At 65.9% G+C, this 26,710-nt stretch carries 21 protein-coding genes; 8 read left to right on the top strand and 13 right to left on the bottom strand.

Going from position 1 to position 26,710, the window contains the following annotated elements; genetic code table 11:
* Positions 1-4: 4 nt before the first annotated feature.
* On the bottom strand, positions 5-856 hold the full coding sequence (locus tag ACOQPH_RS07485) for an alpha/beta fold hydrolase (protein WP_420624008.1): 852 nt from the start codon (positions 854-856) through the stop codon (positions 5-7).
* A gap of 95 nt (positions 857-951) precedes the next feature.
* Between ACOQPH_RS07485 and ACOQPH_RS07480 the strand changes: the two genes are divergently transcribed.
* Positions 952-1,689, top strand: a complete 738-nt coding sequence (locus ACOQPH_RS07480; protein WP_420624007.1) for an alpha/beta fold hydrolase — start codon at positions 952-954, stop codon at positions 1,687-1,689.
* A 119-nt stretch (positions 1,690-1,808) separates the two neighbouring features.
* On the top strand, positions 1,809-2,636 hold the full coding sequence (locus tag ACOQPH_RS07475) for an SDR family NAD(P)-dependent oxidoreductase (RefSeq protein ID WP_420624006.1): 828 nt from the start codon (positions 1,809-1,811) through the stop codon (positions 2,634-2,636).
* Positions 2,637-2,736: 100 nt separating this feature from the next.
* Here the strand turns inward: ACOQPH_RS07475 and ACOQPH_RS07470 are convergent, their stop codons facing one another.
* The 3 genes from ACOQPH_RS07470 to ACOQPH_RS07460 all read right to left on the bottom strand — a co-directional run bounded on the left by ACOQPH_RS07470 (position 2,737) and on the right by ACOQPH_RS07460 (position 8,010).
* Positions 2,737-3,942, bottom strand: a complete 1,206-nt coding sequence (locus tag ACOQPH_RS07470) for a glycine betaine ABC transporter substrate-binding protein (protein ID WP_420624005.1) — start codon at positions 3,940-3,942, stop codon at positions 2,737-2,739.
* 190 nt (positions 3,943-4,132) lie between these two features.
* Positions 4,133-6,769: an ABC transporter permease gene (locus tag ACOQPH_RS07465; RefSeq protein WP_420624004.1), complete on the bottom strand. Its 2,637-nt coding sequence runs from the start codon at positions 6,767-6,769 to the stop codon at positions 4,133-4,135.
* A complete protein-coding gene (locus ACOQPH_RS07460; protein ID WP_420624003.1) occupies positions 6,766-8,010 on the bottom strand; it encodes a quaternary amine ABC transporter ATP-binding protein in 1,245 nt (414 codons plus the stop codon). The genes ACOQPH_RS07465 and ACOQPH_RS07460 overlap by 4 nt, the downstream gene beginning before the upstream one ends.
* Before the next feature lie 150 nt (positions 8,011-8,160).
* Here ACOQPH_RS07460 and ACOQPH_RS07455 point away from each other — a divergent pair, with 150 nt between their 5' ends.
* Together ACOQPH_RS07455 and ACOQPH_RS07450 are read left to right on the top strand one after the other, a co-directional pair.
* Positions 8,161-9,480 carry a 4Fe-4S dicluster domain-containing protein gene (locus ACOQPH_RS07455; protein ID WP_420624002.1) on the top strand — a complete coding sequence of 440 codons (1,320 nt, stop codon included), beginning with the start codon at positions 8,161-8,163 and terminating at the stop codon, positions 9,478-9,480.
* Positions 9,477-12,380 (top strand): molybdopterin-dependent oxidoreductase, encoded by a 2,904-nt coding sequence (locus ACOQPH_RS07450; protein ID WP_420624001.1) that lies wholly within the window; start codon positions 9,477-9,479, stop codon positions 12,378-12,380. Before ACOQPH_RS07455 ends, ACOQPH_RS07450 begins: the two co-directional genes overlap by 4 nt.
* 32 nt (positions 12,381-12,412) lie before the next feature.
* Here the strand turns inward: ACOQPH_RS07450 and ACOQPH_RS07445 are convergent, their stop codons facing one another.
* On the bottom strand, positions 12,413-13,165 hold the full coding sequence (locus ACOQPH_RS07445; RefSeq protein ID WP_420624000.1) for a hypothetical protein: 753 nt from the start codon (positions 13,163-13,165) through the stop codon (positions 12,413-12,415).
* Between the two features lie 32 nt (positions 13,166-13,197).
* Between ACOQPH_RS07445 and ACOQPH_RS07440 the strand changes: the two genes are divergently transcribed.
* The gene (locus ACOQPH_RS07440; protein WP_420623999.1) at positions 13,198-14,097 is read left to right on the top strand and encodes an alpha/beta fold hydrolase; all 900 of its coding nucleotides are present in this window, start codon (positions 13,198-13,200) and stop codon (positions 14,095-14,097) included.
* Here ACOQPH_RS07440 and ACOQPH_RS07435 read toward each other — a convergent pair.
* The 3 genes from ACOQPH_RS07435 to ACOQPH_RS07425 form a co-directional block, all read right to left on the bottom strand.
* Positions 14,052-14,855: an alpha/beta fold hydrolase gene (locus ACOQPH_RS07435; protein WP_420623998.1), complete on the bottom strand. Its 804-nt coding sequence runs from the start codon at positions 14,853-14,855 to the stop codon at positions 14,052-14,054. The genes ACOQPH_RS07440 and ACOQPH_RS07435 overlap by 46 nt on opposite strands.
* 5 nt (positions 14,856-14,860) lie before the next feature.
* The gene (gene boxB, locus ACOQPH_RS07430) at positions 14,861-16,276 is read right to left on the bottom strand and encodes a benzoyl-CoA 2,3-epoxidase subunit BoxB (RefSeq protein ID WP_420623997.1); all 1,416 of its coding nucleotides are present in this window, start codon (positions 16,274-16,276) and stop codon (positions 14,861-14,863) included.
* Between the two features lie 69 nt (positions 16,277-16,345).
* On the bottom strand, positions 16,346-18,055 hold the full coding sequence (locus tag ACOQPH_RS07425) for an enoyl-CoA hydratase-related protein (RefSeq protein ID WP_420623996.1): 1,710 nt from the start codon (positions 18,053-18,055) through the stop codon (positions 16,346-16,348).
* Positions 18,056-18,099: 44 nt separating this feature from the next.
* Between ACOQPH_RS07425 and ACOQPH_RS07420 the strand changes: the two genes are divergently transcribed.
* A complete protein-coding gene (locus ACOQPH_RS07420) occupies positions 18,100-19,596 on the top strand; it encodes a benzoate-CoA ligase family protein (RefSeq protein WP_420623995.1) in 1,497 nt (498 codons plus the stop codon).
* Between the two features lie 4 nt (positions 19,597-19,600).
* Here the strand turns inward: ACOQPH_RS07420 and ACOQPH_RS07415 are convergent, their stop codons facing one another.
* Positions 19,601-21,187 carry an alpha/beta hydrolase gene (locus ACOQPH_RS07415; protein WP_420623994.1) on the bottom strand — a complete coding sequence of 529 codons (1,587 nt, stop codon included), beginning with the start codon at positions 21,185-21,187 and terminating at the stop codon, positions 19,601-19,603.
* Between the two features lie 153 nt (positions 21,188-21,340).
* Between ACOQPH_RS07415 and ACOQPH_RS07410 the strand changes: the two genes are divergently transcribed.
* Both ACOQPH_RS07410 and ACOQPH_RS07405 read left to right on the top strand, forming a co-directional pair.
* Positions 21,341-22,123, top strand: coding sequence for a crotonase/enoyl-CoA hydratase family protein (locus ACOQPH_RS07410; protein ID WP_420623993.1), 783 nt, complete (start codon positions 21,341-21,343; stop codon positions 22,121-22,123).
* A gap of 62 nt (positions 22,124-22,185) precedes the next feature.
* A complete protein-coding gene (locus ACOQPH_RS07405; RefSeq protein ID WP_420623992.1) occupies positions 22,186-22,737 on the top strand; it encodes a class I SAM-dependent methyltransferase in 552 nt (183 codons plus the stop codon).
* A 26-nt stretch (positions 22,738-22,763) separates the two neighbouring features.
* On the opposite strand, the gene ACOQPH_RS07400 is transcribed toward ACOQPH_RS07405, so the two are convergent.
* From ACOQPH_RS07400 to ACOQPH_RS07385, 4 genes are all read right to left on the bottom strand, one after another.
* Positions 22,764-23,108 (bottom strand): winged helix-turn-helix transcriptional regulator, encoded by a 345-nt coding sequence (locus ACOQPH_RS07400; protein ID WP_420623991.1) that lies wholly within the window; start codon positions 23,106-23,108, stop codon positions 22,764-22,766.
* A gap of 227 nt (positions 23,109-23,335) precedes the next feature.
* On the bottom strand, positions 23,336-23,641 hold the full coding sequence (locus ACOQPH_RS07395; protein ID WP_420623990.1) for a hypothetical protein: 306 nt from the start codon (positions 23,639-23,641) through the stop codon (positions 23,336-23,338).
* A 203-nt stretch (positions 23,642-23,844) separates the two neighbouring features.
* Positions 23,845-25,518 carry a long-chain fatty acid--CoA ligase gene (locus ACOQPH_RS07390; protein WP_420623989.1) on the bottom strand — a complete coding sequence of 558 codons (1,674 nt, stop codon included), beginning with the start codon at positions 25,516-25,518 and terminating at the stop codon, positions 23,845-23,847.
* Positions 25,519-25,555: 37 nt separating this feature from the next.
* Positions 25,556-26,686 (bottom strand): epoxide hydrolase family protein, encoded by a 1,131-nt coding sequence (locus tag ACOQPH_RS07385; protein WP_420623988.1) that lies wholly within the window; start codon positions 26,684-26,686, stop codon positions 25,556-25,558.
* Positions 26,687-26,710 lie beyond the last annotated feature (24 nt).

The raw sequence follows: 26,710 nt of genomic DNA, 5'->3' as shown, positions 1-26,710 counted from the left end.
GCGGCTACGCCGCGACGAGCGGTTCGAGGTGAGCGCGGATGGCCTTTGCCACCCGTTCGCCGTTTTCCATGGGGCCGAAGTGGCTGAGCTCAGCGAATGCCTCGAGGCGCCCATTGCCGAGCGCTTCGGCGATGGGCTGTGCCACTTGGGGTGGGATCTGGTTCCACTGGGCGTAGGAATCTCCTCGAGCCACCACTGTCGGGCATGTCACTGCGGCGAAGACGCCGTAGTCCATGGGCACGCCCGCCTCGTAGATACGTGCCTCGGTATCGCCCGAGCACGACAGCCGCACTGCGTCGTCGCCTGAGGGGTACGTGCCGATCTCGACGTATGCTCGCACCGCCTCGGGCTCGCAGCGCGAGTACGGGGGTTTGGAGACGAAGCGCTCGTACGCCTCGTCGACGGTCGCGAAGCGAATACGGCGCCGCCGTGACGCCACCACAAGCTCGTGATCGGAGTCAGGCATCGGAAAGCGCTCGGGCACGAGCACCGGTTCGTAGAGATACAGCCCCCGGTAAGTGCCCGGCTGGCGCAGTTCGGCGAGCAGGAGACTGGCTGCCCCCAAAGAATGGCCGACTGCCAGGATCGGCTCGCCGCCCAAGGCGTTGACTGCGGCCAGTACCTCGTCGACGAAGCGCGGTCGCTCGACCGACATGCTGTCATGCTGCGGCCGCGAAGCGCCGTGGCCTCGGAAGTCAAGTCCCCAGCAGTGAAACGCGTCCCGCAGATGTGGCACCACTGTCGCCCACATGCCGGCGTTGAGGCCGTTGCCATGAGTCATGAGCAGCGATGCCCCGTGCCCGCCGAGGTCGTGCAGCACAGCGTGTTCGCCGTCAGAGGTGGTCAGCCGCATCATCGCCGGGGCACATTACTGGCCTGTTCGCGGATTGTCTCAGGGATTGGGCTGCCGTTGCCGCTGCCGCGCCGTTGTGCTCCGGGCAGACTTACGCCATGGCGAACTTCACACAGGACTCCGTGGACATCCACTACGACGATTACGGCTCCGGCTTCCCGTTGTTGCTCATTGCCCCAGGCGGAATGCGTTCGGCAGCTTCGTTCTGGGAATCGACTCCGTGGAATCCGATCACCCAGCTGGCCGACGAGTACCGGGTCATCGCAATGGACCAACGAAATGCCGGCCGTTCAACCGCCCCGATCTCGGCGGAAGACGGCTGGGCGACCTACACTGCAGACCAGCTAGCGCTCATGGACCATCTCGGCTGCGAGCAGTTCCACCTGGCAGGAATGTGCATCGGCGGCCCCTACATCATGGGGCTGATCGGGGCAGCGCCCGAACGGGTGGCCAGCGCCACGCTGTTCCAGACCATCGGGCTCGACGAGAACCGCCACGCCTTCTACGACATGTTCGACGACTGGGCGGCTGCCATCCGCAATGACCATCCCGACGTCGACGAAGCGGCGTGGAAGCAGTTTCGCTCGAACATGTACGATGGTGACAACTTCTTGTTCAACGTGGACCGGGACTTCGTAGCAACCGTGCCGACACCGTTGCTCGTGCTGCTCGGAGGCGACCTGTATCACCCAGAGTCGTCGTCGCGGATCGTTCACGATGCTGCGCCGAACTCGACACTGATCGAGCACTGGATGGACGGCAGCGGTCGGACTGCTGCGATGAAGCAATTCGCCGCATTCCTGGCCGAGCACACCCCCCCTGAGCACAGCCGGTAAGGCACAGACGCCAGAGCTGCGGAGGAGGCAGGGGACTCTGCGAGGTTGGAACCTGCTGGATTCCCGGAGCAGAGGGCACTGCCTCCTCCGCAGCGGTCGCACCGCGTTAGCTTGCTCGCATGACTACCGCAGCCAACACAGAGAGCTCCATCAACGCCGATCACCGGCTTGACGGCAAGGTGGCGGTGGTCACCGGGGCGAGCCGTGGCATTGGCGAAGCCAGCGCGCGAGCACTGGACGCAGCCGGTGCCCGGGTTGTTCTGACCGGCCGGACCACAACGGATCTCGACCGTGTAGCGGCCGAATTGCACCATGACCCAGTCACCCTGACCGCCGATCTCGCACCTGCTGGCGCGGGCACCGACTTGGCTCGTCGCATCCTCAACGAGGTCGACGGCGTGGATGTGCTTGTCAACAATGCGGGCATTCCCATGCGGCGCACGCCCGCACAGCTCACCGAAGCCGATTTCGACCTGGTGTTCTCGATCAACGTGCGGTCCTTGGTGATGCTGAGCACCGGCCTGGCACCGTCGATGATCGCTCGTGGCGACGGTTCGGTCATCAACATCAGCTCGGTGGCCGGCGTGCACGGTCCGCTTGGTCGTGTTGCCTATGCCGGCACCAAGGGCGCCGTTGACGCCATGACTCGGGCCCTCGCCGCCGATTGGGGCCCTGACGGCATCCGGGTGAACTCGATTGCACCTGGTCTGATCGCGACGGCCATCTGGGAAGAGGCACGCAACAACGTGCCCGGCCTGACCGAGGACCTCGCCGGCCAGGTGGCGCTCAAGCGCTGGGGCTTCGGCGACGACATCGCCGACGTCGTGCTGTTCTTCGCGTCCGATGCGTCCCGTTACGTCACTGGCGAGACGCTCGTGGTGGACGGTGGTCTGGCCCGGGTGACCGCAACGAACGCTCCGCCGGCGCTGCCCGAACTCGAAGACTGACAGGCACCCGAACGCGCAGAGGGTGCCGAACCGGAGTCCGGCACCCTCTGTTATGCGCCTGCGCCGTCAGCCCTGGCGGGCGACGGCTGCGTTCAGTTGTCTACGCAGCGGCGCGTGCTGCGTCGAGCCAGGCATCGACCGTGGCCCGATTGTTGGCGATCCAGTCAGTAGCCAGATCGGCCGGAGCGGCACCTTCGCCCTGCTCCACGTTGGCCAGCGACACCTCGATCACCGACAGCTGCACTGCTTCGAGCAGCGCCGCCGCCGCCGGGTTGGCGGCGAGGAAGTCGTTGTTGGCTGTCACGAGGATGTCAGCGGCGATCCAGCCGATCTTGCACTGGCCGGTCTCCTGATCCGCAGCCGACGGGCACTGGTCGGGACCGATGGCCGCATAACCGCCTTCGCCGGTGCCACGCTGGTCGTACTCTTCGCCGCCTTCAGTACCGGTCGGGTTGGAGTCGTCCAGGATCTCGTTGACGCCCATCCAGTAGACGTTGTCGCCCGGCCGCAGCTGGGTGATGTACGCCGACGGAGTCCAGGTGTAGGCCACCATCGGGACGCCCTCATTGGCTGCATCGACAGCCTGGGCGAACATGGCGTCATAACCGGCGATCGTCTGGTTGAGGTTGTCCCAGCCTGAGAAGGCGATCTGCGCTGTGATGATGTTGTCGCAGGTCCACGACTCGGGGCAGCCGAAGATGTCGGCAATGCCGTTGCCCGGAACCGGGTCCGTGGCGTCGAACGCTGCGAGCGCATCGGCGTTCTCGTTGAGCTGATCCATGGTGTAGACGCCGAACTCGTCCGCGAACGACTTAGTGACGAGGAAGCCCTGCAGGCCGCCTGCGATCATCTCTTCGCCGACGATGCTCAGGTGATCACCGACGAGCGAGCCGTCAGGCAATTCACCGGCCAGCCACGCGAGGTGGCCCGGGTACCAGCTGTTGGCCCAGAAGTCCATCTGGTCCTCGGCCATGGCGATGTAGCCGTTGTTCGGCCCGAGCTCGAGGTCGGCCGGGTCGCTCACCGTGTAGCCGAGTTCTTGCAGCAGTTGCCGGTACAGCTCAGCCTGGAAGTAGCCGGTGCTCCAGTTGGCCCGACCCATGGTGACGCTGACGCCCTCACCAGGTGTCATCGACATCTCTTCGACGATCGGTTCTTCTTCGACCATGGCTTCAGTGGTGGCGGCGGGTGCCTCTGTCTCTGCAGTGGCTGTGGCGTCGCCATCGTCATCGCTGCCGCATGCGGCAGCGAATAACGCGAACGCTGCTAGTAGCAACAGCAGCTTGGTCAATCGTTTCGTTTTCATTTCGGAGATCCTCCCTGATCTGCGACAGATTGCGTCACGCGGCGCATCGTGTTGCGACCACGCATGTGCGGCGCCGATCGCCTGTCTCGACGAGGGCTCCTTGAATGGCAGCGTAGTCGTGTGCCCGCGCGTCCTAAACCCTAGACCGCGCATACATGTTCGGATTACTTTGCACCCTTCGGCTCAGCAATTAGCCGGCGTTGGCGGGGATATCGCCGTAGATCTTGTTCCGCTCGAACTCTGAGAGGGTTCCCCGAGTCGTGGCGAAAATGCTTACGCCCGCTGTCAGGACGAACACTGAGCCGACGCCGGAAACGAAGTTGGTGTCGGCAACGCGCACAATCGTCACGATCCATGCCAGCGTCACCACTGCGATGCCGAGACCGGTGCCGGCTACGAGCGTGCTCCATCGATAGCGGAATGACTCGTCGATGCCTAGGAGGCCGATGGCTGGGATTGATAGCACGACCGCAGCCATGCCAGCGATCAACATCCAGATGCCGAAGCCCGCGCCTTCGGACTCGAAGCCATCGTGAATGACGTCGCCCGTGCGCTTCGCCGTGGCGATCGTGCTGGCAATATCGGCCGACGCCGCAGTCTCGTCCTTGCGGGCGTCGCTCTCCTTCTTGCGCCACTCGCGTTCGAGTTCGACGTCGTTCGCAGCCGCCGCTTCATCGGCAGCCACCCGAGCCGCGGCCGCCCGCTGGGCGGCATCCCCGCCAAAGGCAGCGATTGCGTCAATCTCCGCCTGCAACTCCTCGTCGATGACGGATTCGGTGCGGGTGTCGAAGCTCCACCCTGAGTAGCCGCCCATCACCAGCAGCAGCACGGCGAACAGGCCGCCTAGCAAGCGACCCCAACTCACGTTGGCAGGCAAGGGTCGACGAGCGCTCATCGGCGCGCGCCACACCCAAGCGCATGCGCTGGCGGTCGCGACGAGCGCGCCGATGACACAGAGGTAGACGCCGACGCCTGCGCTGTAGATGCCCAGTTCCTGCACTTTGTCTGGCGGGCGCGCCAGCAAGTACGAGACCGACACGACGAGCGACGCCAGTGAGAACACCACGGCACCGTGAGCGGACAACCAGCGAGATCCCCGGCCCGGCCGCAAGAGCGTGTTGAGGGCGGCGAACAGAGCGGCAGCCATCATCAAGGCAACAAAGATTCCGAACCATGAGCCGCCGGATGCCGAGACACCGTTGAAGCTGTTGGAGGCAAACGAGGTGCTGCCGTCGCAGATCAGCTCGGTTCCGCCTGGCGCCAGCGGGTCAAGGGATCGCAACTCGATCCAGTTGCCGGAGCACTGCTCTGTTCGCAGGTCGACATCAGCAGTGCGGGCATAGGCAGACACCAAGCCGGCATCGATGTTCCATGGCAGCAGAAGTGCGACGAGTGCAGCGAAAGAGCCCAGAGCGGTGACGATCACGGCGGTCCGCTCGCCGCCGCTCGCCTCCACGAAGGCCTCGTCCGGCGTCTCGGGTTCAGGAGCGGGTCTGGCACTTGTCGAACTGGCCGCTTCTGCTTCAATCAGCAGCTTCTCAGGGGTCCTGCGGTTCCTCCATGCGTGTGTGATGCGGCCGAGCAAATTCCCGGATTCGCCCGCCTCAGGCTGGCTCAGCCGGTCGAGCACAACCGCAACGAGGAAGAATGCAAGACCGCACGAGCCGGCCTGCGCCAGATCGAGGTTGGAGATGGCCTGGAAGAGGCAGCGGCCGAGACCGCCCGCACCCATGATCGCGGCGATGCCGAGCATCGAGATGGCTAGCAGCAGCGTCTGGTTGAGACCCGTCATGATCGCCGGACGCGCCAACGGCAGCTGCACATCGGTCAGGACTCGCCACTCCGGCGCGCCGTAGGCGCGGGACGCTTCCACCACGTCCTCGGGCACCTGCCTGATGCCGAGGTTCGTCAGCCGGATCAACGGCGGCAACGCGAACGTCATCGTGACCATCGTCGCTGAGACGAAGCCGACCCCGAAGAAGAAGATGAACGGCAGCATGTAGACGAACGAGTGAACGACTTGCATCGCATCGAGAACAGGTCGCACCACCTTCCACGCACCGTCGACCCGACCGCAGAGAACCCCGATCGGTATCCCGATGCTCACGCAGAGCAAGACGGCGACGCCGATGAAGCCAATCGTCAGGGCCGTTTCTCGCCACAGCTGCTCGCCGAGCAGGCCGCAGACCATCAAGCCAAGGAATGACAGGAGTCCGACTTGGAAGTTCCGCACGAGCCATCCGAGCAGGAACACTGCGATGCACACCGTCAGCCACGACATCTGCAGCAGCCATTCGTCGACGATGATGTGCAAGAGTTTGGCGAAGGGCCATTCGATTACTTCGAGGGTGGCCTTCATGTTGTTGTCCACCCAGAACACCACTTGCTCGACCCAGTCGCCGACCGGGATACCCCAGTTGTCGAGCACGGTGTTCTGCCGGATCTGCGCGACGACTCCCGACGTTTGATTGACGAGATCCCCTTCGCTGTCGACAATGGCGTCGCGTAACTCGATTCTCTGGCCGTCGACGGTGTATGGGTGAGTGCCTGAGCTAACAATTGCCGCGGAGCGCAGGCGGTACCACCCCACGGCGACAAGGCCGACGAGACCTCCCGCTGCGAGTCCGTAACGACGCCCGATAGCGCCCCCGAACAGCAGCAGTGCGGGGATGATGAAGATCGCCAGCAGGATCGCCCACTCGATGCCCGTGGTGAACCAATCGGCAAGGCGATCGCCCCCTTCGGGACTGGTGACGGTGTCGATGAAGCTGTCGACGAAATGGCCGCTCTCGTCGGCGGCCTGCGCGAGCAGTGCTGCCGCGCTCACATGAACACCTCCCGCTCGAAACCTTCTATGAGCTGCTCGACTCTGCCCATCTCCTCCATGATCAGGCGGGGATCCAGATTTCCGACGAGCTTGCCATCGTCGTCGACGACGGCAATGGAGAGACCGCGGCCCGCTGATGCATAGAGCTCGTTGAGCGTGGCGTCAGGGTTGCACTTGTCGAAATCGGACCGCAGTGCCTTGGCGAGATCGTTGCTGCCCATGCCGCGGGCGCGCAGACCGTCGGCTGCTGTCAACAGCGCGACCGGTCTGCCGGATGCATCGCAGCAGAACCGCCCAGCGATGTCGTCCAACAGCGTGAGTGCATCGCTGAGCGACATGTCGGAGGGAATCGGGCGTGGTTCGGACATCACCTCGACCACTTTGATCACGCGCCCTTGGTCGACGTCCTGCACGAACTCGGCCACGTAGCCCGTCGCTGGTTCGGTGAGGATTTCCTCGGGCGTGCCGATCTGCACGACCGCGCCGTCTTTCATGATGCAGACCCGGTCACCGATGCGCAGGGCTTCATTGAGGTCGTGAGTGATGAACAGGATCGTCTTGTGCACTTCGTCCTGGATCTCCATCAGCTCGTCCTGCATCTGGCGTCGAATGAGCGGGTCGAGAGCGCTGAACGCCTCATCCATGAGGAGGATGTCCGGGTCTGACGCCAGCGCCCGTGCGAGGCCCACACGTTGCTGCATGCCGCCTGAGAGCTGGGCGGGCCGGTGTTCGGCAAACGCAGCGAGGCCCACCAGCGACAGTGCCCGCATGGCCGCCTCGTTCCGGTCGGAGCGGTCGACCTTTTGCACCTTGAGTCCATAGCCGACGTTGTCAAGCACATTGCGGTGCGGGAAGAGGGCGAAGTGCTGGAAAACCATGCCCATCTTCTCCCGCCGAAACGCTTGCAAGTCGGTGCCGTCGAGTTTTTGAACATCGACGCCGTCCACAAGTACCTCGCCGTAGGTGACGTCATGCAGTTTGTTCACCGTCCGGATGGCGGTCGACTTGCCCGAGCCTGACAGGCCCATCACGACGAAGATCTCACCTCGGTTGATCGAGAAGCTCACATTGGTGAGCCCGACGACATGGCCCGAGAGCCGTTGTACCTCGTTCTTGGGCACGCCAGAACGGGCCAACTCGAACGGACGGCCTCGCGGCTGTGGCCCGAAGATCTTGTAGACCTCGTTGAGACGGACGATTTCGTCGCTCGCAGCAGAGCCGTTGGCTGCGTCGTCGCTCATAAGTTCCCCCTGGACTATCCCGCGACACGTTAGGCGCGCCGCGTGTGCGCGTCGGTAATCCGTGTATTCCTGACTGGGATGCACGTGTGGCGGGTCCAGCTGTCCCCTCAGGTGCGTCGATAAGGACGTGACCTGTGCGAACCTATGGCTGTGACGCGCCTTGGGTTCCTGTTGGACAGCGGCGCGTGCATTGGCTGCCATGCGTGCACGGTGGCGTGCAAGAGCGAGCACGACGTGCCGCTCGGTGTCAACCGGACGTGGGTCAACTACGTCGAGACCGGCGAGTTCCCCGACACTCAGCGGCACTTCGCCGTGATGCGCTGCAATCACTGCGACGACGCCCCTTGCATCTCGATCTGCCCGACCGGCGCTCTGTTCCGGGCATCGAACGGCGTCGTGGACTTCGACGACTCCCGCTGCATCGGCTGCAAGGGCTGCATGAACGCGTGCCCCTATGACGCGCTGTACATCTCGCCGAATACCGGAACGGCACACAAGTGCAATTTCTGCCAGCACCGGCTGGAGGTCGGACTGGAGCCTTCATGCGTGTCGGTCTGTCCGACGCGCGCCATCACGGTCGTGGACCATGACAATCCCGCGGACCCCACCGCAGAGCGAATTCGCCGAGAACAATTGCCGGTCCGCGCTCCCGAGCGCCGAACGTTGCCGAAGGTGCACTACGCGGGCACGGTGCCCGAAGCCCTCGACCCATTGGCACGCCCCGTAGCCGAAGACGGCCTGATCTGGTCGGATTGGACCGGCAGCGCAACCTGGCCATCGAAGTCAGCATCGAGCCCGGCGCCGAACCCTGCAACACGGACGGCGTACACGGTGCCTCACGCTGAGCCGTGGGGGGCCAAGGTCGCCGGCTACATGGTGACCAAGGGCGTGGCGGCAGGCGTGATGCTCTGGGCCGCCGCGGCTGCGCTGCTGGGCTGGGACGACCGAGCGGCCGTCGCCACGGGGCCAGCCGCGATAGCGCTCGTCGCGCTGGCGGTGACCGGCGTGCTGCTGATCGCCGACCTGAAGCGGCCAGAGCGCTTCTGGTTCCTGTTCGCGAAGGGACGGCTTCGCAGCTGGATCACGGCGGGTGCGTGGGTGATCATGGCCGACGCAGCGTTGGTGACGCTGTGGGGCGTCGCGGGCTTGTGGGGCGGCTCGACCTGGTTCGTCGTGCTGATCGGCCCGACAGCGGTGTTCTCGCTGCTGACCGCTGCGTACACCGCGTTGTTGCTGCATCAGTGCCGCGGCCGTCCGATGTGGGCGGACCGGCCAGTGCTGGTGCTCATCGCTCGACTGGTCGGCGAAGCCGTGCTGGGCGGGGGTGCGGTCTGGGGTTCCTACCTCGCTCTGCGAGCCAACGCCGTCGCTTTCGCCTGGACCCCGGTCATCGCCGCCGTGCTGCTGGCGTGGCTGTGGCGACACGACCGTGAGTACCTGCGTGCCGCACAGGCAGCGCCGCTGTCATGACGGATCGCCCCGCCGCCGACATCGCCGGATCCCCCCACAGCGGTCCCGATGGCATCGGGCTCAGAGCGGCGCCGCCGCACGAGCAATGGCATCACTGGACCGAGCTCGACGCAGCCTCGTGGCCCGAGCGCATCGAGCGCAACTACACGCTGGTGCCCACCACCTGCTTCAACTGCGAAGCGGCGTGCGGGCTGGTCGCCTATATCGACCGGGACACCGACGAGGTCGTTCGATTCGAAGGGAACCCCGAACACCCCGCGTCGCGGGGACGCAATTGCGCCAAGGGGCCGGCCACGATCAACCAGGTCCACGACACCGAGCGGATCCTGTACCCGCTGCGTAGAACCGGCGAGCGCGGCGGGGGAGGCTGGGAGCGCGTCAGCTGGGACGAGGCCTTGACTGAGATCGCGGCGCGGATCCGGACAGCCATCGTCGAGGACCGCCGGGACGAGATCATGTATCACGTCGGCCGAGCCGGCGAGGACGGCTACACCGAACGGGTGCTGACTGCATGGGGCATCGACGGCCACAACAGCCACACCAACGTGTGCTCCTCCAACGCCCGCGTTGGCTATACGACCTGGATGGGGCATGACCGCCCCTCATCGGACTTTGCCAATGCCGAGGTCATCTTCCTCATCTCGAGCCATCTCGAGGCCGGGCACTACTTCAATCCGCACGCCCAGCGCATCATCGAGGCCCAGCAGCGGGGCGCCACGGTCATCTGCGTCGATCCGAGGCTGTCGAACACCGGAGCCAAGGCCGATCACTGGCTGCCGGCGTGGCCTGGGACTGAACCGGTTCTGCTGCTGAGCCTGGCCCACCTCCTGCTGGAGGCTGGCACGTGGGACCGTGCGTTTGTCCACCGCTGGACGAACTGGCAGACCTATCTGGCCAAGACTCGACCCGATCTTCCGCCGACATTCGAGTCGGTGGAGGTGGCCCTGCGTGACGCGTACGCCCGCTACACCCCTGAGCGCGCGGCACAGCTGTGCGGGGTGGACGCCGACGAACTTCGCAAGATCGCCGCGGCCATCGGAGGGGCGTTCGGTCGCTTCGCATCTCACAACTGGCGAGCCGCCGGGGCGGGCAACCTGGGCGGATGGCAGACGGCGCGCTGCCTGTTCCTGCTCAACGTGCTCACCGGGTCAGTCGGCACCGTGGGGGGCACGACTGGGGCGGGCTGGCACAAGATCAAGCCGGCACCGCCTCTGCGACCGCCGCCGGTCGGGCACTGGAACGAGCTGTCCTGGCCGCGTGAGTACCCGCTCAGCCATCACGAGATGTCGATCTTGCTGCCGCACTTCTTGCGCGAGGGCAGGGGCCGGCTCGACACCTACTTCACCCGTGTCTACAACCCGGTGTGGACGAACCCTGACGGGTTCAGCTGGCTGGAAGCCTTGAGTGATCCTGAGCGCGTGGGCTGCCACGTTTCGCTCACGCCGACCTGGTCAGAGACAGCGTGGTTCGCCGACTACGTGCTGCCGATGGGTGTCGGCTCGGAGCGCCACGATCTGGCGTCGTTCGAGACTCACGCAGGCCAGTGGCTGGGCTTTCGCCAGCCGGTCATGCGCCGGTATGCCGAACTGCGGGGCCAAGAGCTCGGCCCCGACAGCCGAACGCACGAGTTCAACCCAGGCGAGGTCTGGGAGGAGAACGAGTTCTGGATTGACCTGTCGTGGCGGATCGATCCGGACGGCTCGCTCGGCATCCGCCGGTGGTTCGAGAGCCCGTCCCGGCCGGGTGAGCCCATCAGCATCGACGAGTACTACGAGGCAATCTTCACCGACGAGGTGCCGGGCTTGGCCGACGACGCTGCTGCCGCGGGACAGACCCCGCTCGAGTTCATGCGTGACCGGGGCGCCTACGCCGTTCGAGGCGATCCCTATGGTCACCATGAGCGCGTCGTCCAGCCCTCGCAGCTCGCTGGCACCGTGCTCGGTGATGATGCCGTCTACCGGCCCCAGCGCGACACGATCCGTGCTACGACCGCCTCGCTGCCCCCGCTCGGGGATGGCTCAGTGGCGGTGCAGGTTGCGGGAGCGGCCCGTCACGGATTCCCGACGCCCTCTCGAAAGCTCGAGCTGTACTCGACGACCCTGGCCGATTGGGGCTGGCCCGAGCATGCGACACCCGGCTGGATTCCCAGTCATGTCCACTGGCAGCAGCTGGATCTGGCAGGCACTGAGCGGATCCTGTTGCCGACCTTCCGCATCCCGACGCTCATACACACCCGGTCTGCGAACTCAAAGTGGCTGTCAGAAATCAGTCATCGACATCCGCTGTGGATCCACCCCTCGGATGCCGAAGCCCTGGGAATCGAAGTCGGCGGGCTCGTGCGGATCACCACCCGCATCGGCCATTTCGTCATCTCGGCGTGGCGGACCGAGGGGATCCGCCCCGGCGTGGTAGCGGCATCGCACCACATGGGTCGCTGGCGGCTCGATCCTGCTGCCGCCTCGGACGGCGCTCGTGGCTCAGGCTCCAACGGTGACGGCGGCGGACCGAGGTCGTGGGCCGGAGGCCCAGCAGAAATTGACCTGGAGGGCACCGTATGGCGGATGCGCCGCACGGGTTCGATGACGCCATTCGCCTCCGATGATCCCGACACCGAGCGGGTCTGGTGGAACGACACGGGAGTGCACCAGAACCTGACGTTCTCGGTGCAGCCCGACCCCATCTCGGGCATGCAGTGCTGGCACCAGCGGGTGCATGTGGGACCAGCGCAAGCAGATGATCGCTACGGCGATGTCACGGTCGACACGGCTCGCGCCCGGGAGGCGTACGAAGAGTGGCTGGCAATGACGCGACCGGCCCCCGGTCCGGGAGGGCTCCGCCGCCCGCTGTGGCTGTCACGCCCAATGAAACCCCAAGCAGAGGCCTACCGCTTCGACGTTTGAGCCAAGACGCCGGGCGGAGTCGGGGAGTGTGCTCAGCTCGGCTTGTGAGCCTTGCGAGAACCTGCTTCCCAATCCTCCATTTCGGGCGCGTCGGTGAGGGTGCCGAGAACGTTGAGCTTCGGGGCTTCGCGCAGTGACCGTTTCAGCTCGGCAAAACCCGGGAAGCGGGCCAGCTCGATGACGGCATTCCACAGCGGCACTGCCTCTTCGTCGGAGGGAACTCGCGAGATCACCGGGCCGAAGAACGACAAACCGTCGGGCGGTTCAAAGGTGATGATCGGCGTGCCGGCATCGCGACCGGTGCGGCTGAGCGCCAGCTCGGTCTCGGCGGAGATCTCGGCGTCCCAGGAGTCGTCGTCGACCGCAAACGCGTATTCCGTGGGCAGCCCGGCGGTTGCCAGTGCCTCCGCGGTGTGCTCCGCGGTGCCGATGCGGTCTCGCAGGCCCGAGCCCTTGGGCATCTCCCAATAATGCTGACCCATTGCGTCATACAGCGGGCCCATCTGGTCTCGGCCCAGCTCAGCTCGCACCTTGGCGGCCACTCGCAGCATCCGCAGACCTGCGGTATGTCCCTGTTCGTACCCAGCCGGGAACTCAGCGGCGTAGTCGCGGTGCTGGTTCAGGACGCGCAACGAGATGAAGCGCCAGTCCACCGAGTAGCCGGTCTGAGCGATCACCTTTTCCACCCAGCGCGAGGTGATCCAGGCGAACGGGCAGACCGGATCCCAGAAGAACTCAAGATCGGGGGACTGCTCTGCAGCCGTGGCGGCGTCTGTAGTACTCATGCGCGCATGGCTAGCACAAACGTTTTGCTGACATGAGTGGACCCGACGGCGGCACCCCGGCACCCGACATGGTCCGCGTGGCCGACGGTGTCGAGCTTGCACTGCACTGCCTCGGCGGAGACGGGCCGCCGCTGCTGTTCGTGCATGCCACTGGTTTCAACGGCTGTACCTATGGTCCGTTCACGGATCGGCTGGCCGAGCATTTCACGGTGTGGGCACCCGACCTTCGAGCGCACGGCTGGAGCCCGCCGCCCGCGGGCAGGGACTTCCTGTGGACCACGCTGGCGAGCGACCTGCTGGCAGTCATCGACCATCTCGGCATCGCAGCGGGCGAATTGGACTGCGTCGGACACTCCATCGGCGCGGCAACGCTGCTTCTGGCTGACGCCCAGCGACCCGGCACCATCCGGCGCATGTACGGCTACGAGCCCGTGGTGTGGCGTGCCCCCGAGGTGTTCGGGCCCGGCGAGAACCCCTTGATTGCTGTCACCACAAATCGTCGGGAAGTCTTTGCCTCACGTGGCGAGGCCTTTGAGCGGTTTGCCTCCCGGCCGCCATTCGGCGGGGTGCGGGCCGATGCACTGCACAGCTACCTCATGAACGGATTCGAAGACCTGCCGGATGGGACTGTGCGGCTGCGCTGCCGTGCGGCCGACGAGGCGGCGACCTACGACGGCGAGTGGACGTCGACGACAACGCGCCTGGCGGGCAGCGAAACGGACGTTGTGATCGGCAAGGGGCTGGAAATGACCTTCCAGGACATCGGCGTCCCTGCCCATGAGGTGCTGGCAAATTCACGCCTGATCACCTATTCGGGCCTGGGCCATTTCGGGCCATTCGAAGCGCCCGATGTCGTCGCGGCCGACGCGCTTGCGGCCGTGCTCGGTCAACCTCCGGTTGACAGGCAGTCCGAGACGAACTCGACCAAGTAACCGGCAATCTGTTCGGGCTGGTCGCGGTGGGCGACATGGCCGCAGTCATCGAGAATGTGCCCGGTTGCACTGTTCACCTTCCCGGTGATGGTCCATACCTGAGCGTCCGTGCCGTACTGATCGCCGTCTCCTTGGAGCACCAGCACCCCGCAGACGATGCGCTCGAGCAGCGGCCGAATGTCCCAGTGGCGGAACTCATCGGTCAGCCAGACATCTCGCCAGCGCTCGAATGCGAGCCGTGGATCGTCGTGATGGCGGGCGAGTCCGGTGATGACTTCGTCGCGCTGGGTGTCAATCGCCCGGATGCCCTCAATGCAGATGTCTTCAATGAACGTGTGCGGTGCGATGACGGCCACACCGAGTGGCGTCACCGAGCCCAGAGCGGCAGCGATCAGCGCGATCGAGGCTCCGTCGCTGTGGCCGATCAGGATGGGTCGGCTCACAGCGAGCCCCTCGAGCACCGCAGGCAACACGTCGGTTGCCTCGCGTTCCATGAAGCCGTCGCTGTAGTTCGCCGGCAGCGGGTCGGACCGTCCGTAGCCGCCTCGGTCGTAGGCGACGACCTCGAGTCCGCACTGGCGTGCCAGCACCTCGGGCAGGTCACGCCATTGGGTGATGCTGCCGAGCCCCTCGTGCAGCATCACGACCGTGGGACTGCCATCGCTGTTGGGGTGTCCAGCTTCGGAGCATTCGGGAGTGAGCCGGCGGTACGCGATGCCGACCGTGTCGACCTGGATGCGACCGTCTTCGACGTTCATTCTGGCTACAGGCGCACGTATTCGTAGGCGACGGGCCGAGTGTTGATGCCGCGACCCGGGGGAGCGATCCAAGCGGCCATGCGCCCCGGCTCATAGACGGGCGACATGAGCGAGTTGATGTAGTCGCGGTCGGCGTCAGTGGGCAGCCAGTCCTCACACGTTGCCTCCCATTCAGCCCTGCTGACGACGCGGCCCTCAGGCGTGATGTCGAAGGGGGCAAACACACCCACGGCGCGGTTGAAGCCAGGGTGTGGCAGCGTCAGCTCGAAGTCAATGCCGGCCTCGGCGATCAGCCGGTTCCAGCGCCGCAGCCCCTTCTGGCAGTCCTCGGAATACGAGTCGCGCAGCTGCAGGTTCACCACCTGCAGGGACGGCCGCTCCACGGCGGCCATGGCGCCGTCGACCACCTCAGTGCAGGTGAACGTGGACGACGTGAGCACATGGTCGTCATCGTAACTGGACTCATCAAAACGGCCCTTGAGTCCGGCGGTGTAGAAGTTCGCACCATTGGTGGAAGCCTCGGCGCCGAACAGGTCGAGCGAGACTGCGTAGTGGAAGTTGATGTACTTCTGCAGCGTCGGCAGGTCGATGGCGCCGAAGGGGCGAACGTCGTCGGTGTCGTGCTCGACGATCACTTCGCAGGTGCGCTGGGCAACTCGGCCGAGGCCGGTAGCGCCGACGAACATGTGGTGCGCTTCCTCGCGCAGCATGAACTCGCATGTCCTGGCGAGCGGATCGAACGCCGACTCGGCCAATGCACCGAGCTGGTACTTGCCGTCGCGGTCGGTGAAATACGTGAACGCCAGAAACGAGAGCCAGTCGGAGGTCTTCTCGTTGAAGGCGTTGAGGATGCGGGGATTGTCGGGATCGCCCGAGTGCCGCTCGAGCAGGGCCTCGGCCTCGTCGCGGCCGTCGCGGCCGAAGTGTGCGTGGAGCAGGTACACCATCGCCCACAGGTGGCGACCCTCCTCGACATTGATCTGGAAGAGGTTGCGAAGGTCGTACAGCGACGGAGCGGTCTGGCCGAGGTAGCGCTGCTGTTCCACCGAGGCTGGCTCGGTGTCGCCTTGGATCACGATCAGCCTGCGCAGCTCGCTGCGGAACTCGCCGGGCACCTCCTGCCATAACGGCGCACCCATCGACTCGCCGAAGCCGATTCGGCGATCGGGTTTGGGCGCCGAGAGGAAGATCCCCCAGCGGTAATCGGGCATCTTCACGTAGTCGAAGTGCGCCCAGCCCTCGGCGCTTGTGTCGGTTGCGGTGCGCAGGTACACGTCGTTTCCCGAGAAGCCGGCGGGGCCCAACTCGTCCCACCAACGGGCGAATTTGGGTTGCCAGCCCTCCAGCGCACGCTGCAGCCGCCGATCCTGCGAGAGTCCGACATTGTTGGGAATGCGCTCGCTGTAGTCGACCTTGGTCATCTGCGTTCCAGCGGGAGGTGCCTGCCCCTCGGGGCGTCACTGCCGCCCAGCGAGGTTAGACGCGGGACCTTAGACGCGGTCTTGGGCGTAGATCGGGCGAGTCCCGGTGCCGTAGCGGGTCAACGCGCCATGTGGTCCGGTTGCGTTCGGACGAATGAAGATCCAGTTCTGCCAGGCCGACAACCGCCCGAAGATCTTCGTCGCCATGGTCTCGGGGCCGCAGAACCGGTGGTTGGCCTCCATGGCGGTCAGCGCATCGGGGGAGAATGCGGCGCGCTCTTCGATCGCCAACCGCAGGTCGTCATCCCAGTCGAGGTCGTCGGGCGTCGCGGTCGCCAGTCCAACCTCAGCAGCGGCCTGCGCGTCGAGCGGGGTACCGATGGTGCGGGCGGCTGCGGCAATGGCTGTTTCGTCGCCCCACAGCCGCGACTGCAGCCGTGTGAGGCCGTTGGCCATGGGCATCGTTCCCAGGCTGAGCTCGGAGCACAGCAGGACGGCGGGCTCATGAGGTCCGATCACCTCGCCTCGCAGGGCACGCACGCGCGCTCCCACGGCATCGCCGGGACGGTCGTCGACAAACTCGCCGTCGAGGATGTACGTGCGGTCGCCAGCCAGTGCCAGCTCGGCAAGCACGCCGGCGAAGCACGAGCCAGGCTCGATTGCAGCGATGAGCGTGCGAGCAGTGAGGTCGAGGCGAGACAGTGTCCGGCGCCACAGCAGTGAGGTCTCGACTTCGGCATGGCTGGCGGGTTCGCGCAGCGCACGGTCGTGGACTGTCACGTCTGTGTGGTTGCCTCCGGTGAGCAGCACGATCGTGCCCAGATCGGTCTCGTTGAAGCGCAGGTGGCACAGCAGCGCATCCAGCTCCCGGGTGGCTCGCAACGGCCATGCGGGATCGGGACTCGCTGTGATCAGCACTTCGGCGCACGCCCGTTCACGATCCGGTGCCATCGCCACGAATTCGCCGATCACGCTGCCGTCATCATTGGGCCCCAAGCCGAGCGGCTCGAGCGCTACCGGTTCGCTGTCTGCGCAGGGGCCGCTGGCGCGGCTCTTCGCAGCCAATGCAGCCGCCCGCGCGCGCACCGCCTCGGCAAACGCCGTCCGCGGCGCCAACTCGTCGACCAGACCCCATTCGAGTGCCACCTGTCCCCGCAGTCCTTCGGCCTTGGTGGCGAACACATCGGCCCGGTCGCGGCGAACGTGCCGCTTGTCGGTCAGCCGGGTCAGCCCGCCGGTGCCGGGCAGGACTCCGAGCAGTGGCACTTCGGGCAAAGACACTGCCGTGTTGCGATCGTCCACGAGCAAGATGTGGTCGGTGGCAAGCGCCAGTTCGTAACCGCCGCCCGAGCACGCGCCACCCACCGCCGCGAGGAATCGCAACCCGCTGTGCTCTGAGGCCTCTTCGAGCTCCAGCCGGGTCTCATTGGTGAACTTGCAGAGGTTCACCTTGTGGGCATGCGTCGCGGCTGCCAGTGCGCGAATGTTGGCGCCGGCACAGAAGACCCCGTCGTAGCCGCTTTCGATCACGACGCATCCGACACTTGGGTGCTCGAAGCGGATGCAGCGGATGGCGTCGGCGAACTCCAGCTCGACGCCCATGTCGTAGCTGTTCAACTTCAGCTCGCAGCCGGTGAAAATGCCGCCGTCGGGCTGCACTCCCATGGTGAGTGTGGCGACCGGACCGTCTACCCGAACAGTCCAATGCCGCCACGGACGGTGATCGCCGAAGAAGTCGAGGTACACGCCGTGTTCGGTGCTCACACGATGAGTGTGCATCGTTAGTGTTCGCAACGACACCGGCAGCGTCAGGGAGGCCACGCGTGAGCGCGAACGCCGTCTACCGATTCGTCATCGAGCCGGCCGCGACCGCGCCCGACGACGTAGCGGTGGTTGACGCCCCGAGCGGCAGCCAGTTGACCCGGGCCGAACTGGCGCAGCGCGTGCGCGCCGCCGCTGCTGCGCTGGCTGAACGCGGCCTACAGCGCGAGCAGCGAGTGATGCTGTGTTGCGCCGACACCCCGGCATTCCTGTGGTGGTTCTGGGGAGCCATGTGGATTGGCGCGGTGCCGGTGCCGGTCTCGACGCTGTTTCGTACTGCCGATTACCGGTTCTTGCTTGGGGACAGCCGAGCTGTAGGCCTGGTGTACTCGCCGCCCTTCGCCGCTGAGGTCTTGCCGGCTGCCGATGACCAGCGGTTCCTGGGATGGACGCTCGACGACACCGAAGACTCCGGTCTTGGTGACCCTGGGGCCGTTGGCGATCCGTTCGAGGCCATCGACGATGACGTCGCGTTCTGGCTGTACACGTCCGGCACGACCGGCCATCCCAAGGGCGCCATGCATCGGCACGTGGACATGAGCGCTGTCACCGACCGGTACGCAGTCGACATCTTGGGCATGGGGCCCAGCGACACGGTCTATTCGGTCGCAAAGCTGTTCTTCGCCTACGGCTTGGGCAATGCCGGCTATTTCCCTCCCGCCACTGGAGCCAAGGTTGTGCTCAACCCGGCCCGCCCGACACCCGAAGACATCGCCGCACATGTGACCCGGTACCAGCCGACGCTGTACTTCGGCGTCCCGACCTCGTACGCGCAGCTGCTCGCTGCAGATCTGCCGGTCGACACGTTCGCGTCGGTCCGCCAGGCCGTTTCCGCTGGTGAACCTCTTCCTGCAGACATAGGTCGGAGATTCCACGAACGCTTTGGCGTGGAGATCCTCGATGGCTTGGGAACCACCGAGATCGTGCACATCGTCATCACCAACCGGCCGGGCGCTTCGGTGCCGGGCACGAGCGGTACGCCGATCGAAGGCTGCGAGGTGTCGCTCCGCGACGAAGACGGCAACGAAGTGCCCGACGGGGAGCCGGGCGCATTGCACATCGCCTTCGAGTCGGTCATGGCGGGCTACTGGAATCGCACCGAGCAGAACCGCAAGGCGCTGCACGGCCGGTTCCTCGCGACTGGCGATACCTACATGCGCAATCCCGATGGCACCTACGCCTGTCTAGGGCGTACCGACGACATGATGAAAGTCAGCGGCATCTGGGTGTCACCCGCCGAGGTCGAGGCCTGCATCTTGGAGATGGACAGTGTGCTGAGCGTCGCAGTGGTGGGCGCTCTCGACGAAGCGGGTCTCACGAAGCCGAGCGCCTTCGTGGTACCGGCTCCCGGCGCGGCCACTGACGGCCTTGCCGAAGCGGTCCAGATTCATGTGCGCGCGCGCTTGGCGCCGTATAAGTACCCGCGCTGGGTCAGCATCGTCGAGGAATTGCCCCAGACAGCCACCGGCAAGATCAAGCGCTACCTACTCCGCGATTAGGCAGTCAGCCCCAAGCGCGGGTGACCGCGCGGGGCAATTCCTCGATCCACTGGATGAGGTCGTGCCCGCAGACCCGCTCGGTCCATTCGTGGGGCGATTTTGCGAAGTGCAGCCACGCCGCCCACGCCTCGGTGGCTTGGTGGAAGCCACCCTCCAGCGTTCCCGCGCACAGATGAACGAACGGGGCCTTGGCGGAGTTCCAGTCCATGCGCTCGTTTGGCGGCATTCCAGTGGAATAAGCCATGACGTGGCCGAATTTGTCGCGGTGCATGTGCCCGACGGCGAGTGCGTGCCCGCCGCCATCGGATGCGCCGAACACGCCGCGCTGGCTTCGGTCACCGGAGACGCCAAGAGACTGTTCGGCCCACGCCGTCAGCTCCTCCACAAAGAAGCGCTGATGGCGGTCGAAGCGATCGTTGTCAAAGCCGGGCAGGTACTCCATGGCCCGCTCATTGCCATAGCCGCCCAATGGCGCAGCGTGGGCCCCGACCAGCACGAAGCGGGGCACGGTCCCGTTCGTGATCCCGGCGTCGAGGCGCCGGAGATAGGGGCCGATCATGTTGCCGTCTGTGGCATAGAGCACCGGCAGACGTTCCGAAGCCGTGTGCTGGGGCGGCAAGTACACGGTGGCCTTCCGCTTCGAGCGCAGTGAGGTGCTGTCGACCGTGTGCACTTGCGTCGTGCCCTGCAGTTCGTCGTCACGGTGCGAGGGCATTTCGGCGGGAGCCTCGGGTCCGCGGAAGCGGTGCGGCACCGGGCCGCGCTGACCGCCCAGCAGACTTCCGGCGTCGTCGAGGGGCCAGAAGCCGTAGCCGATCACTGCTTCTGGAAGACGTTCGATGCGCACGCTGAGCGCCCACAGGTCGCTGTCGTCGCCGTTGCCGACCCGCCACATGGGCAGTTCGATGACGGGGCCCGGAAGCACGCCGGCGGCGTCGCTGCGGCAGACGAAGGTGAGCTCGTCGCCGTCGTTCCAGCAGCCGGCCGGGTTGGCGTCGAGTTGGGCAGCCAGGAATTCGGGACTGGGGTCGTGCCAGACCCGGCATATCCGCTGACCCGGCGGAAGGCCACCGTCCTCGGCTCGCTCTCGGGCAAGTTCCCGGTTCCTGCGATCGATCTCGGTACGGCGTTGCGCCAGCGTGGGCAAGCCCATGCGATTCCGGGACTCGTCGTCGACGGAGCCGTCGGTCGGTGCGAGCACCAAGTCGCCGAGGTGCCTCGTGACCACCGTGCCGAATTGCTGAGGTCGGCCGCTGAGCAGGCTCATCTTGTCGGTGCATTCAGCGAAGACGACCCCAGCACCGGCTTGGCCGTCGCGGTGCGCTCGTGCGGCGAGCTCCCCGGCAATCGACAGCAGTTGCGGCCCGCCGTGGACGCTGAGCGCGCGGGCCGCTCGCAGGGCCACCGGGCCATCTGCCTGTTGCAAGCTGGGCGTGCGGGCCAGGAGTTGGACCAGCATCGGAGCCTCCGATGGCTCTGCCATCTCGATGCGTGCCAGCAAGTCGGCGACCTCGCTGTCGGGTTGAGGGACATCGTCCGACGATGGGCCGGTCGGCTGCTCGCCGTCCGAGGTCGTGCCGTCGCTTGCCATGCCGCCCTCGCCCGATCCCGATCGGCCCGATCCCACTCGCTCCGGGCCGCGCAGCGAGGCTACTGTCGGCGCCCGAGACGCTGCCGAACTGCGCTGGCCGAAGCCGATGCGCACCGGCATGTCTCCGCTACCGCCAACCAACAGGGAGATCCCGTGAGCGATGAACCGCTTGTGCTGACTGAGCAGCGCGGCTATGTGCAGATCCTGACCTTGAACCGCCCCGATGCAATGAACTCGTTCAACATGGCGCTGTCGGAGGCGCTCGGCGAGGCGCTCGATGGCCTTGATGCGAATCCTGACGTGCGGGTCGGCGTGCTGACCGGGGCGGGGCGCGGCTTCAGCGCAGGCATGGACCTCAAGGCCTTCGTGAGCGGCGGTGGCATCGACGCCATGCCGAACCCGCCCGGCCGCGGATTCGCCGGCATCGCCGAACGCAGTGCTGCAAAGCCTCTGATCGCCGCTGTGGAGCGCTTCGCCCTGGCGGGGGGTCTGGAGGTGGCGCTGTCGTGCGACCTCATCGTGGCATCTGAAGGCACGGTGCTGGGCATCCCCGAAGTGGGTGTGGGCCTGTTCGCAGGCGCCGGTGCGCTGTTGCGCCTGCCGCGCCAGCTTCCCTACAGCCTGGCCATGGAGATGGCCTTGACAGCAGAGCCGATCACCGCTGAAGTCGCACACCAGCACGGCATGGTCAACCGGGTCTGCCCGAAGGGCGAGGCGGTGAACGTCGCCGTAGAACTCGGCGAGCGAATCGCCCGAAATGCACCGATGGGCGTTCGTGCCTCCAAGCGGCTCATCCGCGATGTGCTGGGCGTATCCGAGGACGACTTCTGGGAGTACCAGCAGCCGGCGCTCGAGGAGGTTTTTGGGTCGGCAGATGCCATCGAGGGTGCTTCAGCGTTCGCGGAACGGCGCGATCCGAACTGGGAGGACCGCTGAGCCGCTGGGAAGATCGAGGCGACATTCCCCGCGGGGCCGAATACGACGACCGCTGGGCGCGCATGGCCGCGCGCGGCGAATCGATTCACGGCGAAGCGGATCTGGTTGGCTCGCTGGTCCCGCCGGGCGGGAGCGTGCTGGATGCCGGATGCGGGACTGGTCGGGTAGCTATCGAGCTAGCGCGACGCGGTCACGACGTCGTCGGTATCGATCTCGACCCGGCGATGCTCGACCTCGCAAGGTCCAAGACGTCCGACCTGCCGTGGATCCAGGGGGATCTGGCCAACACCGTCGTCGCGGAGGCTGCGGGCGGGCGGCGCCTGTTCGACGCAGTCATCGCCGCTGGCAACGTGATGATATTTCTCGAGCGGGGTACTGAGGCTGCTGTCGTGGCCAACATTGCGGCGCACCTGGGCCCCGGCGGCGCTCTTGTCGCGGGCTTCCAGCTCAGCGACGCGTATCTACAGCTGCACGTGTACGACGCGCTCGCCGAATGCAATGGTCTCGTTCTCGAGTCGCGCTATTCGACGTGGCAGGGCGCCCCGTTCAGCGGGGGCGACTACGCCGTTTCTGTGCATCGAAGGACCGCTGCGACAGCCCCCAGCGACGGATAGGGCTGCTGGGCTCGGGCTGCTGTTTGTCAGGAACTGGCGTCAGCTGGGCGGAGGCTGGTCCACTTCTGGCCCCACTCAGCCAGGGCCCCCAAGACCGGCCTGAAGTCCTCAGCCGCCTCAGTCGGGATGTACTCGAACCGCGGTGGGCGGTCGGTGTACTGGCGGCGCTTGAGCAGGCCGCTCTCGACCAGACGATTGAGCCGGCTGGTGAGCACCGTCGGCGCGATGCCGAGGTCGTTCTGAATGTCGTCAAAGCGCGTGAGCCCGAGCAGGACGGTGTCACGCAGGATCAGCGGCGTCCACCACTCACCAACGAGTTCGAGCGACTGCGCGATGGGGCACGCCATGTGCTCGAAACTCTTGCGCTTCATACGATCAACGTACCAAAAGGCGAGGTTCGAATGCCCCGACAGCGTCCGTGCGGGACTCAGAGGCTGTGCCGATAGGCGGCGATGCCGTGGCCATCATCGCCGCGCCGATCCCCTGAAGTCCTCGCATGGCGATGAGGACCACCAGCGAGGGTGCGATGGCGGCCAGCGCAGCGCCGATCCCCAAGCAGGCGACTACCTCGACGGCTCGTGGGCCGCGTCGAGGGCTCTCAGTCGGTGGGCAGGCGGGCGAGGAGCTCGATCTTGCGCTCCTCGTACTCGTCGAAAGAGATCTCGTCGTTGTCGAACTGGGTCTGTACCTCTTCGACGAGACGAATCAGATCGCCAGCAGACAGCTCCTCGTCGAGGTTGCCGTCGAGCACGGCACCGTCGCCGTCATCAAGTTCGGGGTCGGCCGCGACCAGTGGGCCGCTGAGGGGAATCTTGCCCATGCGCTTGGCCCGTTTTGCCTCGGCCTTCGCCTTCTTGGCCCGGTCCCTCTGCAGTTTCTCGAACGTCGTGCGACCAGCAGCCATGACTCACACCTTGCTGTCGGGATACGGGCGGTAGGGAAACGACACGCGGGGCGAACCCCGGCGCCAAGCGGCTTGTGACCTCGCTCGGCGCAGCAGTGCCGGTGGCCGCCAAAGCGGCCAGAGCACGGACTCGGCAACGCGGTCCGCGCATCCGATTCACATGCTACCGGCAGGGTCATCGCGCAGGTCGGCGCGGCCCCGAGCTAGCTCTGCGGCCAGACGTGCCCCGAGTAGGAGGTTCGCAGCGCCTTCTTGTCGATCTTGCCGGTGCCGGTCAGGGGGATTGTGTCGATGACGACGATGTCGTCGGGCAGCCACCATGAGGCAACTCGTGGCCCGATGGCATGGAGCACTGCTGCGTGATCGAGGGTGGCACCTTCGAAAAGTTCGATGATGAGCAGCGGGCGTTCGCCCCAGCGTTCGTGCGGCAGGCCGATGACGGCTGCTGCCGCAACCCCCGGGGCCCCAAGGGCAGCGTTCTCCAGCTCGATCGAGCTGATCCACTCGCCGCCGCTCTTGATGACATCCTTGGACCGGTCCGTGAGGGTGAGATAGCCCTCGGAGTCGAGGGCGCCGACGTCGCCCGTGCGCAGCCAGCCGCCTTCGGCTTCGGGCAGGTGCGAATCGGTAAATGCGTCGGGATCAGCGTGCGCGCCGCGGTAGTAGGCACCGCACATCCATGGGCCGCGAGCATGGATCTCGCCGACGCCGTGCCCGTCGCGTGGCAGGTCGGCTCCCTCCTCATCGACCACTCGCAGCTCAATGCCGTACAGCTCACGGCCGGCCTTGGCCTGGCGGGCTCGCATGTGGTCTCGTTCCATTCGCTCGACCCGGTGTGTGAGACGTCCCGAAGTTCCTTGGGTCATTTCGGTCATGCCCCAGACATGGCTGACCGTGACGCCATAGTCGTCCTCGAGCGTGTCGATGAGCACACGGGGCGCCGCAGATCCGCCGACTGCGACCTTACCCAGCGTGGGCACGGTGCGACCCGTGGCTTGCAGGTATTGCACGACCCCCAGCCAGATGGTGGGAACGCCTGCTGAGAAGGTGATGTCCTCGGCCTCGATGAGATTGACGAGCGCTTCGGGGCTCAGGTCCGGTCCGGGCAGCACGAGCTTTGCGCCGCTCATCGCCGTGGCGAATGGCAGCGCCCAGCCGTTGACGTGGAACATGGGGACCGCACCGAGCACTGCATGACCCGAGTGAACGTCGTGGCCATCGCCGGTGCAGCACGCCCATGTCTGCAGCACGATCGACCGGTGACTCTGCAGAACGCCCTTGGGATTGCCCGTAGTGCCAGAGGTGTAGCAGAGCGTTGCCGCCGCACGCTCGTCCAATTCGGGCCACGTTGCGCGGCCCGGAACGGCGTCCAGCCAGTCCTCATAGGCGATCTCGCCCCGCAGGCCCACGGGCGAATCAAGGTGCCCGAGCACCACCCAGCGGCGGACACTGGGTGTACGTGGGGCGAGACGGGCAGCGATCTCGACAAAGGAGGGGTCCACCAGCACGACGCTGTCGGCGGCGTCGTTGAGAATGTACGCCAGCTGGTCGTCATGAAGGCGTGGGTTGACGGTGTGCAAGACGGCGCCGATGCCACAGATGCCGTAGTAGGCCTCGAGGTGGCGGTGATCGTTCCAGGCAATGGTGGCCACCCGGTCTCCAGGCCGGATGCCGTCGGCAACCAGCGCAGCGGACACCCGTCGCGCTCGCTCACCGACCTCGCCCCAGGTGCTGCGCGTGGTGATGCCCGCTGAGTCGACGGCCACGACGTCGGTGTTGGCATGGCTGCGGGATGCATAGGAAATGAGGGTCGAGACCAGCAACGGCCGATCCATGGTGTTCCCCGCCAGGAATGGCCCGGAATCGCCCGTCGTCATCGGAAAAGCCTTCGAGACGCTTCGGGCGCGCCTTGGCTCATCGCAGCAAGCTGAAGAAGGCCCGCACGTCGTCGACGAAGAGATCGGGCTGTTCAAATGCAGCGAAGTGGCCGCCAGCGGGCATCTCGGTCCAGTGCCGGATGTCGGAATAGATCGGCTCGGACCAGGCACGCACCGGAGGGATGATCTCGGAGGGGAACTTGGCCACCCCGGTGGGCACGTCCACCTTCATGCGGGGCATCTGCCGGAAGCTCTCCCAGTAGAGACGTCCCGACGAGGCCGCAGTGGCGTTCAGCCAGTACAGCATGATGTTGTCGAGCATCTCGTCACGGCTGAGCGCGTTCTCAGGATGGCCGTCGCAGTCCGTCCACGCCCAGAACTTCTCCAGGATCCATGCGGCCTGTCCGGCGGGAGAATCCGTGAGCCCGTAGCCCAGGGTCTGGGGACGGGTGGACTGCTGCTTGGAGTATCCCGAATCCCAGTCGTTGTAGTGCTTCGCCGCTGCGAGGGCTGACAGTTCCTCTTCGTTGGGCTCACGATCCTTAGGGCGGCTGCCGCGCATCACCATGTTCAGGTGGATGCCGATGCAGGCATTCCCATGGCGACTGCCGAGCGCGCTCGTGACGGCTGAGCCCCAGTCACCACCCTGGGCGCCGAACCGGTCGTAGCCCAAGCCGGCCATGAGCTCGGCCCAGCAGTCGGCGATCTTCTCGACGCCCCAGCCCGGCTCGGACGGCTTGCCGCTGAAGCCGTACCCCGGAAGCGACGGGCAGATGACGTGGAATGCGTCGGCTGCGTTCCCGCCGTGGGCGACGGGGTCGGCCAGGGGCTCGATGACCTTCGCGAATTCGACTACCGAACCCGGCCAGCCATGAGTGATCACGATCGGCATCGCATCGGGCTCGGGAGAGCGGACGTGAATGAAGTGCACGACCATGCCCCCGACGTCGGCCATGTACTGGTCGAAGCGGTTGAGAGCGGCCTCGCGCGCTCGCCAGTCGTAGGTGTTGGCCCAGTAGTCGCACACTTCCTGGACGTAGGCGAGCGGGATGCCCTGCGACCAGTCGTCGACGGGTTCGGGCTCGGGCCAGCGGGTGCGGCTCAGGCGGTCGCGAAGGTCGTCGAGTTGCTCTTCCGGGACGGCGATCTGGAACGGTTCGATGCGCATTGGCGCACGGTAGCCCGCAGGTGT

It is taken from the genome of Candidatus Poriferisodalis sp. (assembly GCF_965221945.1).
Lineage (GTDB): Bacteria > Actinomycetota > Acidimicrobiia > Acidimicrobiales > Poriferisodalaceae > Poriferisodalis.
The sequence above is the reverse complement of the archived record's forward strand: the minus strand, read 5'-3'. Positions and strand labels throughout refer to the sequence as shown.

Excerpts from the sequence above, each read along its gene's own strand:
- ACOQPH_RS07485 (WP_420624008.1), bottom strand. The coding sequence starts at position 856 with ATGATGCGGCTGACCACCTCTGACGGCGAACACGCTGTGCTGCACGAC.
- ACOQPH_RS07480 (WP_420624007.1), top strand. The coding sequence starts at position 952 with ATGGCGAACTTCACACAGGACTCCGTGGACATCCACTACGACGATTAC.
- ACOQPH_RS07475 (WP_420624006.1), top strand. The coding sequence starts at position 1,809 with ATGACTACCGCAGCCAACACAGAGAGCTCCATCAACGCCGATCACCGG.
- ACOQPH_RS07470 (WP_420624005.1), bottom strand. The coding sequence starts at position 3,942 with ATGAAAACGAAACGATTGACCAAGCTGCTGTTGCTACTAGCAGCGTTC.
- ACOQPH_RS07460 (WP_420624003.1), bottom strand. The coding sequence starts at position 8,010 with ATGAGCGACGACGCAGCCAACGGCTCTGCTGCGAGCGACGAAATCGTC.
- ACOQPH_RS07450 (WP_420624001.1), top strand. The coding sequence starts at position 9,477 with ATGACGGATCGCCCCGCCGCCGACATCGCCGGATCCCCCCACAGCGGT.
- ACOQPH_RS07445 (WP_420624000.1), bottom strand. The coding sequence starts at position 13,165 with ATGAGTACTACAGACGCCGCCACGGCTGCAGAGCAGTCCCCCGATCTT.
- ACOQPH_RS07440 (WP_420623999.1), top strand. The coding sequence starts at position 13,198 with ATGAGTGGACCCGACGGCGGCACCCCGGCACCCGACATGGTCCGCGTG.
- ACOQPH_RS07435 (WP_420623998.1), bottom strand. The coding sequence starts at position 14,855 with ATGAACGTCGAAGACGGTCGCATCCAGGTCGACACGGTCGGCATCGCG.
- boxB (WP_420623997.1), bottom strand. The coding sequence starts at position 16,276 with ATGACCAAGGTCGACTACAGCGAGCGCATTCCCAACAATGTCGGACTC.
- ACOQPH_RS07425 (WP_420623996.1), bottom strand. The coding sequence starts at position 18,055 with ATGCACACTCATCGTGTGAGCACCGAACACGGCGTGTACCTCGACTTC.
- ACOQPH_RS07415 (WP_420623994.1), bottom strand. The coding sequence starts at position 21,187 with ATGGCAAGCGACGGCACGACCTCGGACGGCGAGCAGCCGACCGGCCCA.
- ACOQPH_RS07405 (WP_420623992.1), top strand. The coding sequence starts at position 22,186 with ATGGCCGCGCGCGGCGAATCGATTCACGGCGAAGCGGATCTGGTTGGC.
- ACOQPH_RS07400 (WP_420623991.1), bottom strand. The coding sequence starts at position 23,108 with ATGAAGCGCAAGAGTTTCGAGCACATGGCGTGCCCCATCGCGCAGTCG.
- ACOQPH_RS07395 (WP_420623990.1), bottom strand. The coding sequence starts at position 23,641 with ATGGCTGCTGGTCGCACGACGTTCGAGAAACTGCAGAGGGACCGGGCC.
- ACOQPH_RS07390 (WP_420623989.1), bottom strand. The coding sequence starts at position 25,518 with ATGACGACGGGCGATTCCGGGCCATTCCTGGCGGGGAACACCATGGAT.
- ACOQPH_RS07385 (WP_420623988.1), bottom strand. The coding sequence starts at position 26,686 with ATGCGCATCGAACCGTTCCAGATCGCCGTCCCGGAAGAGCAACTCGAC.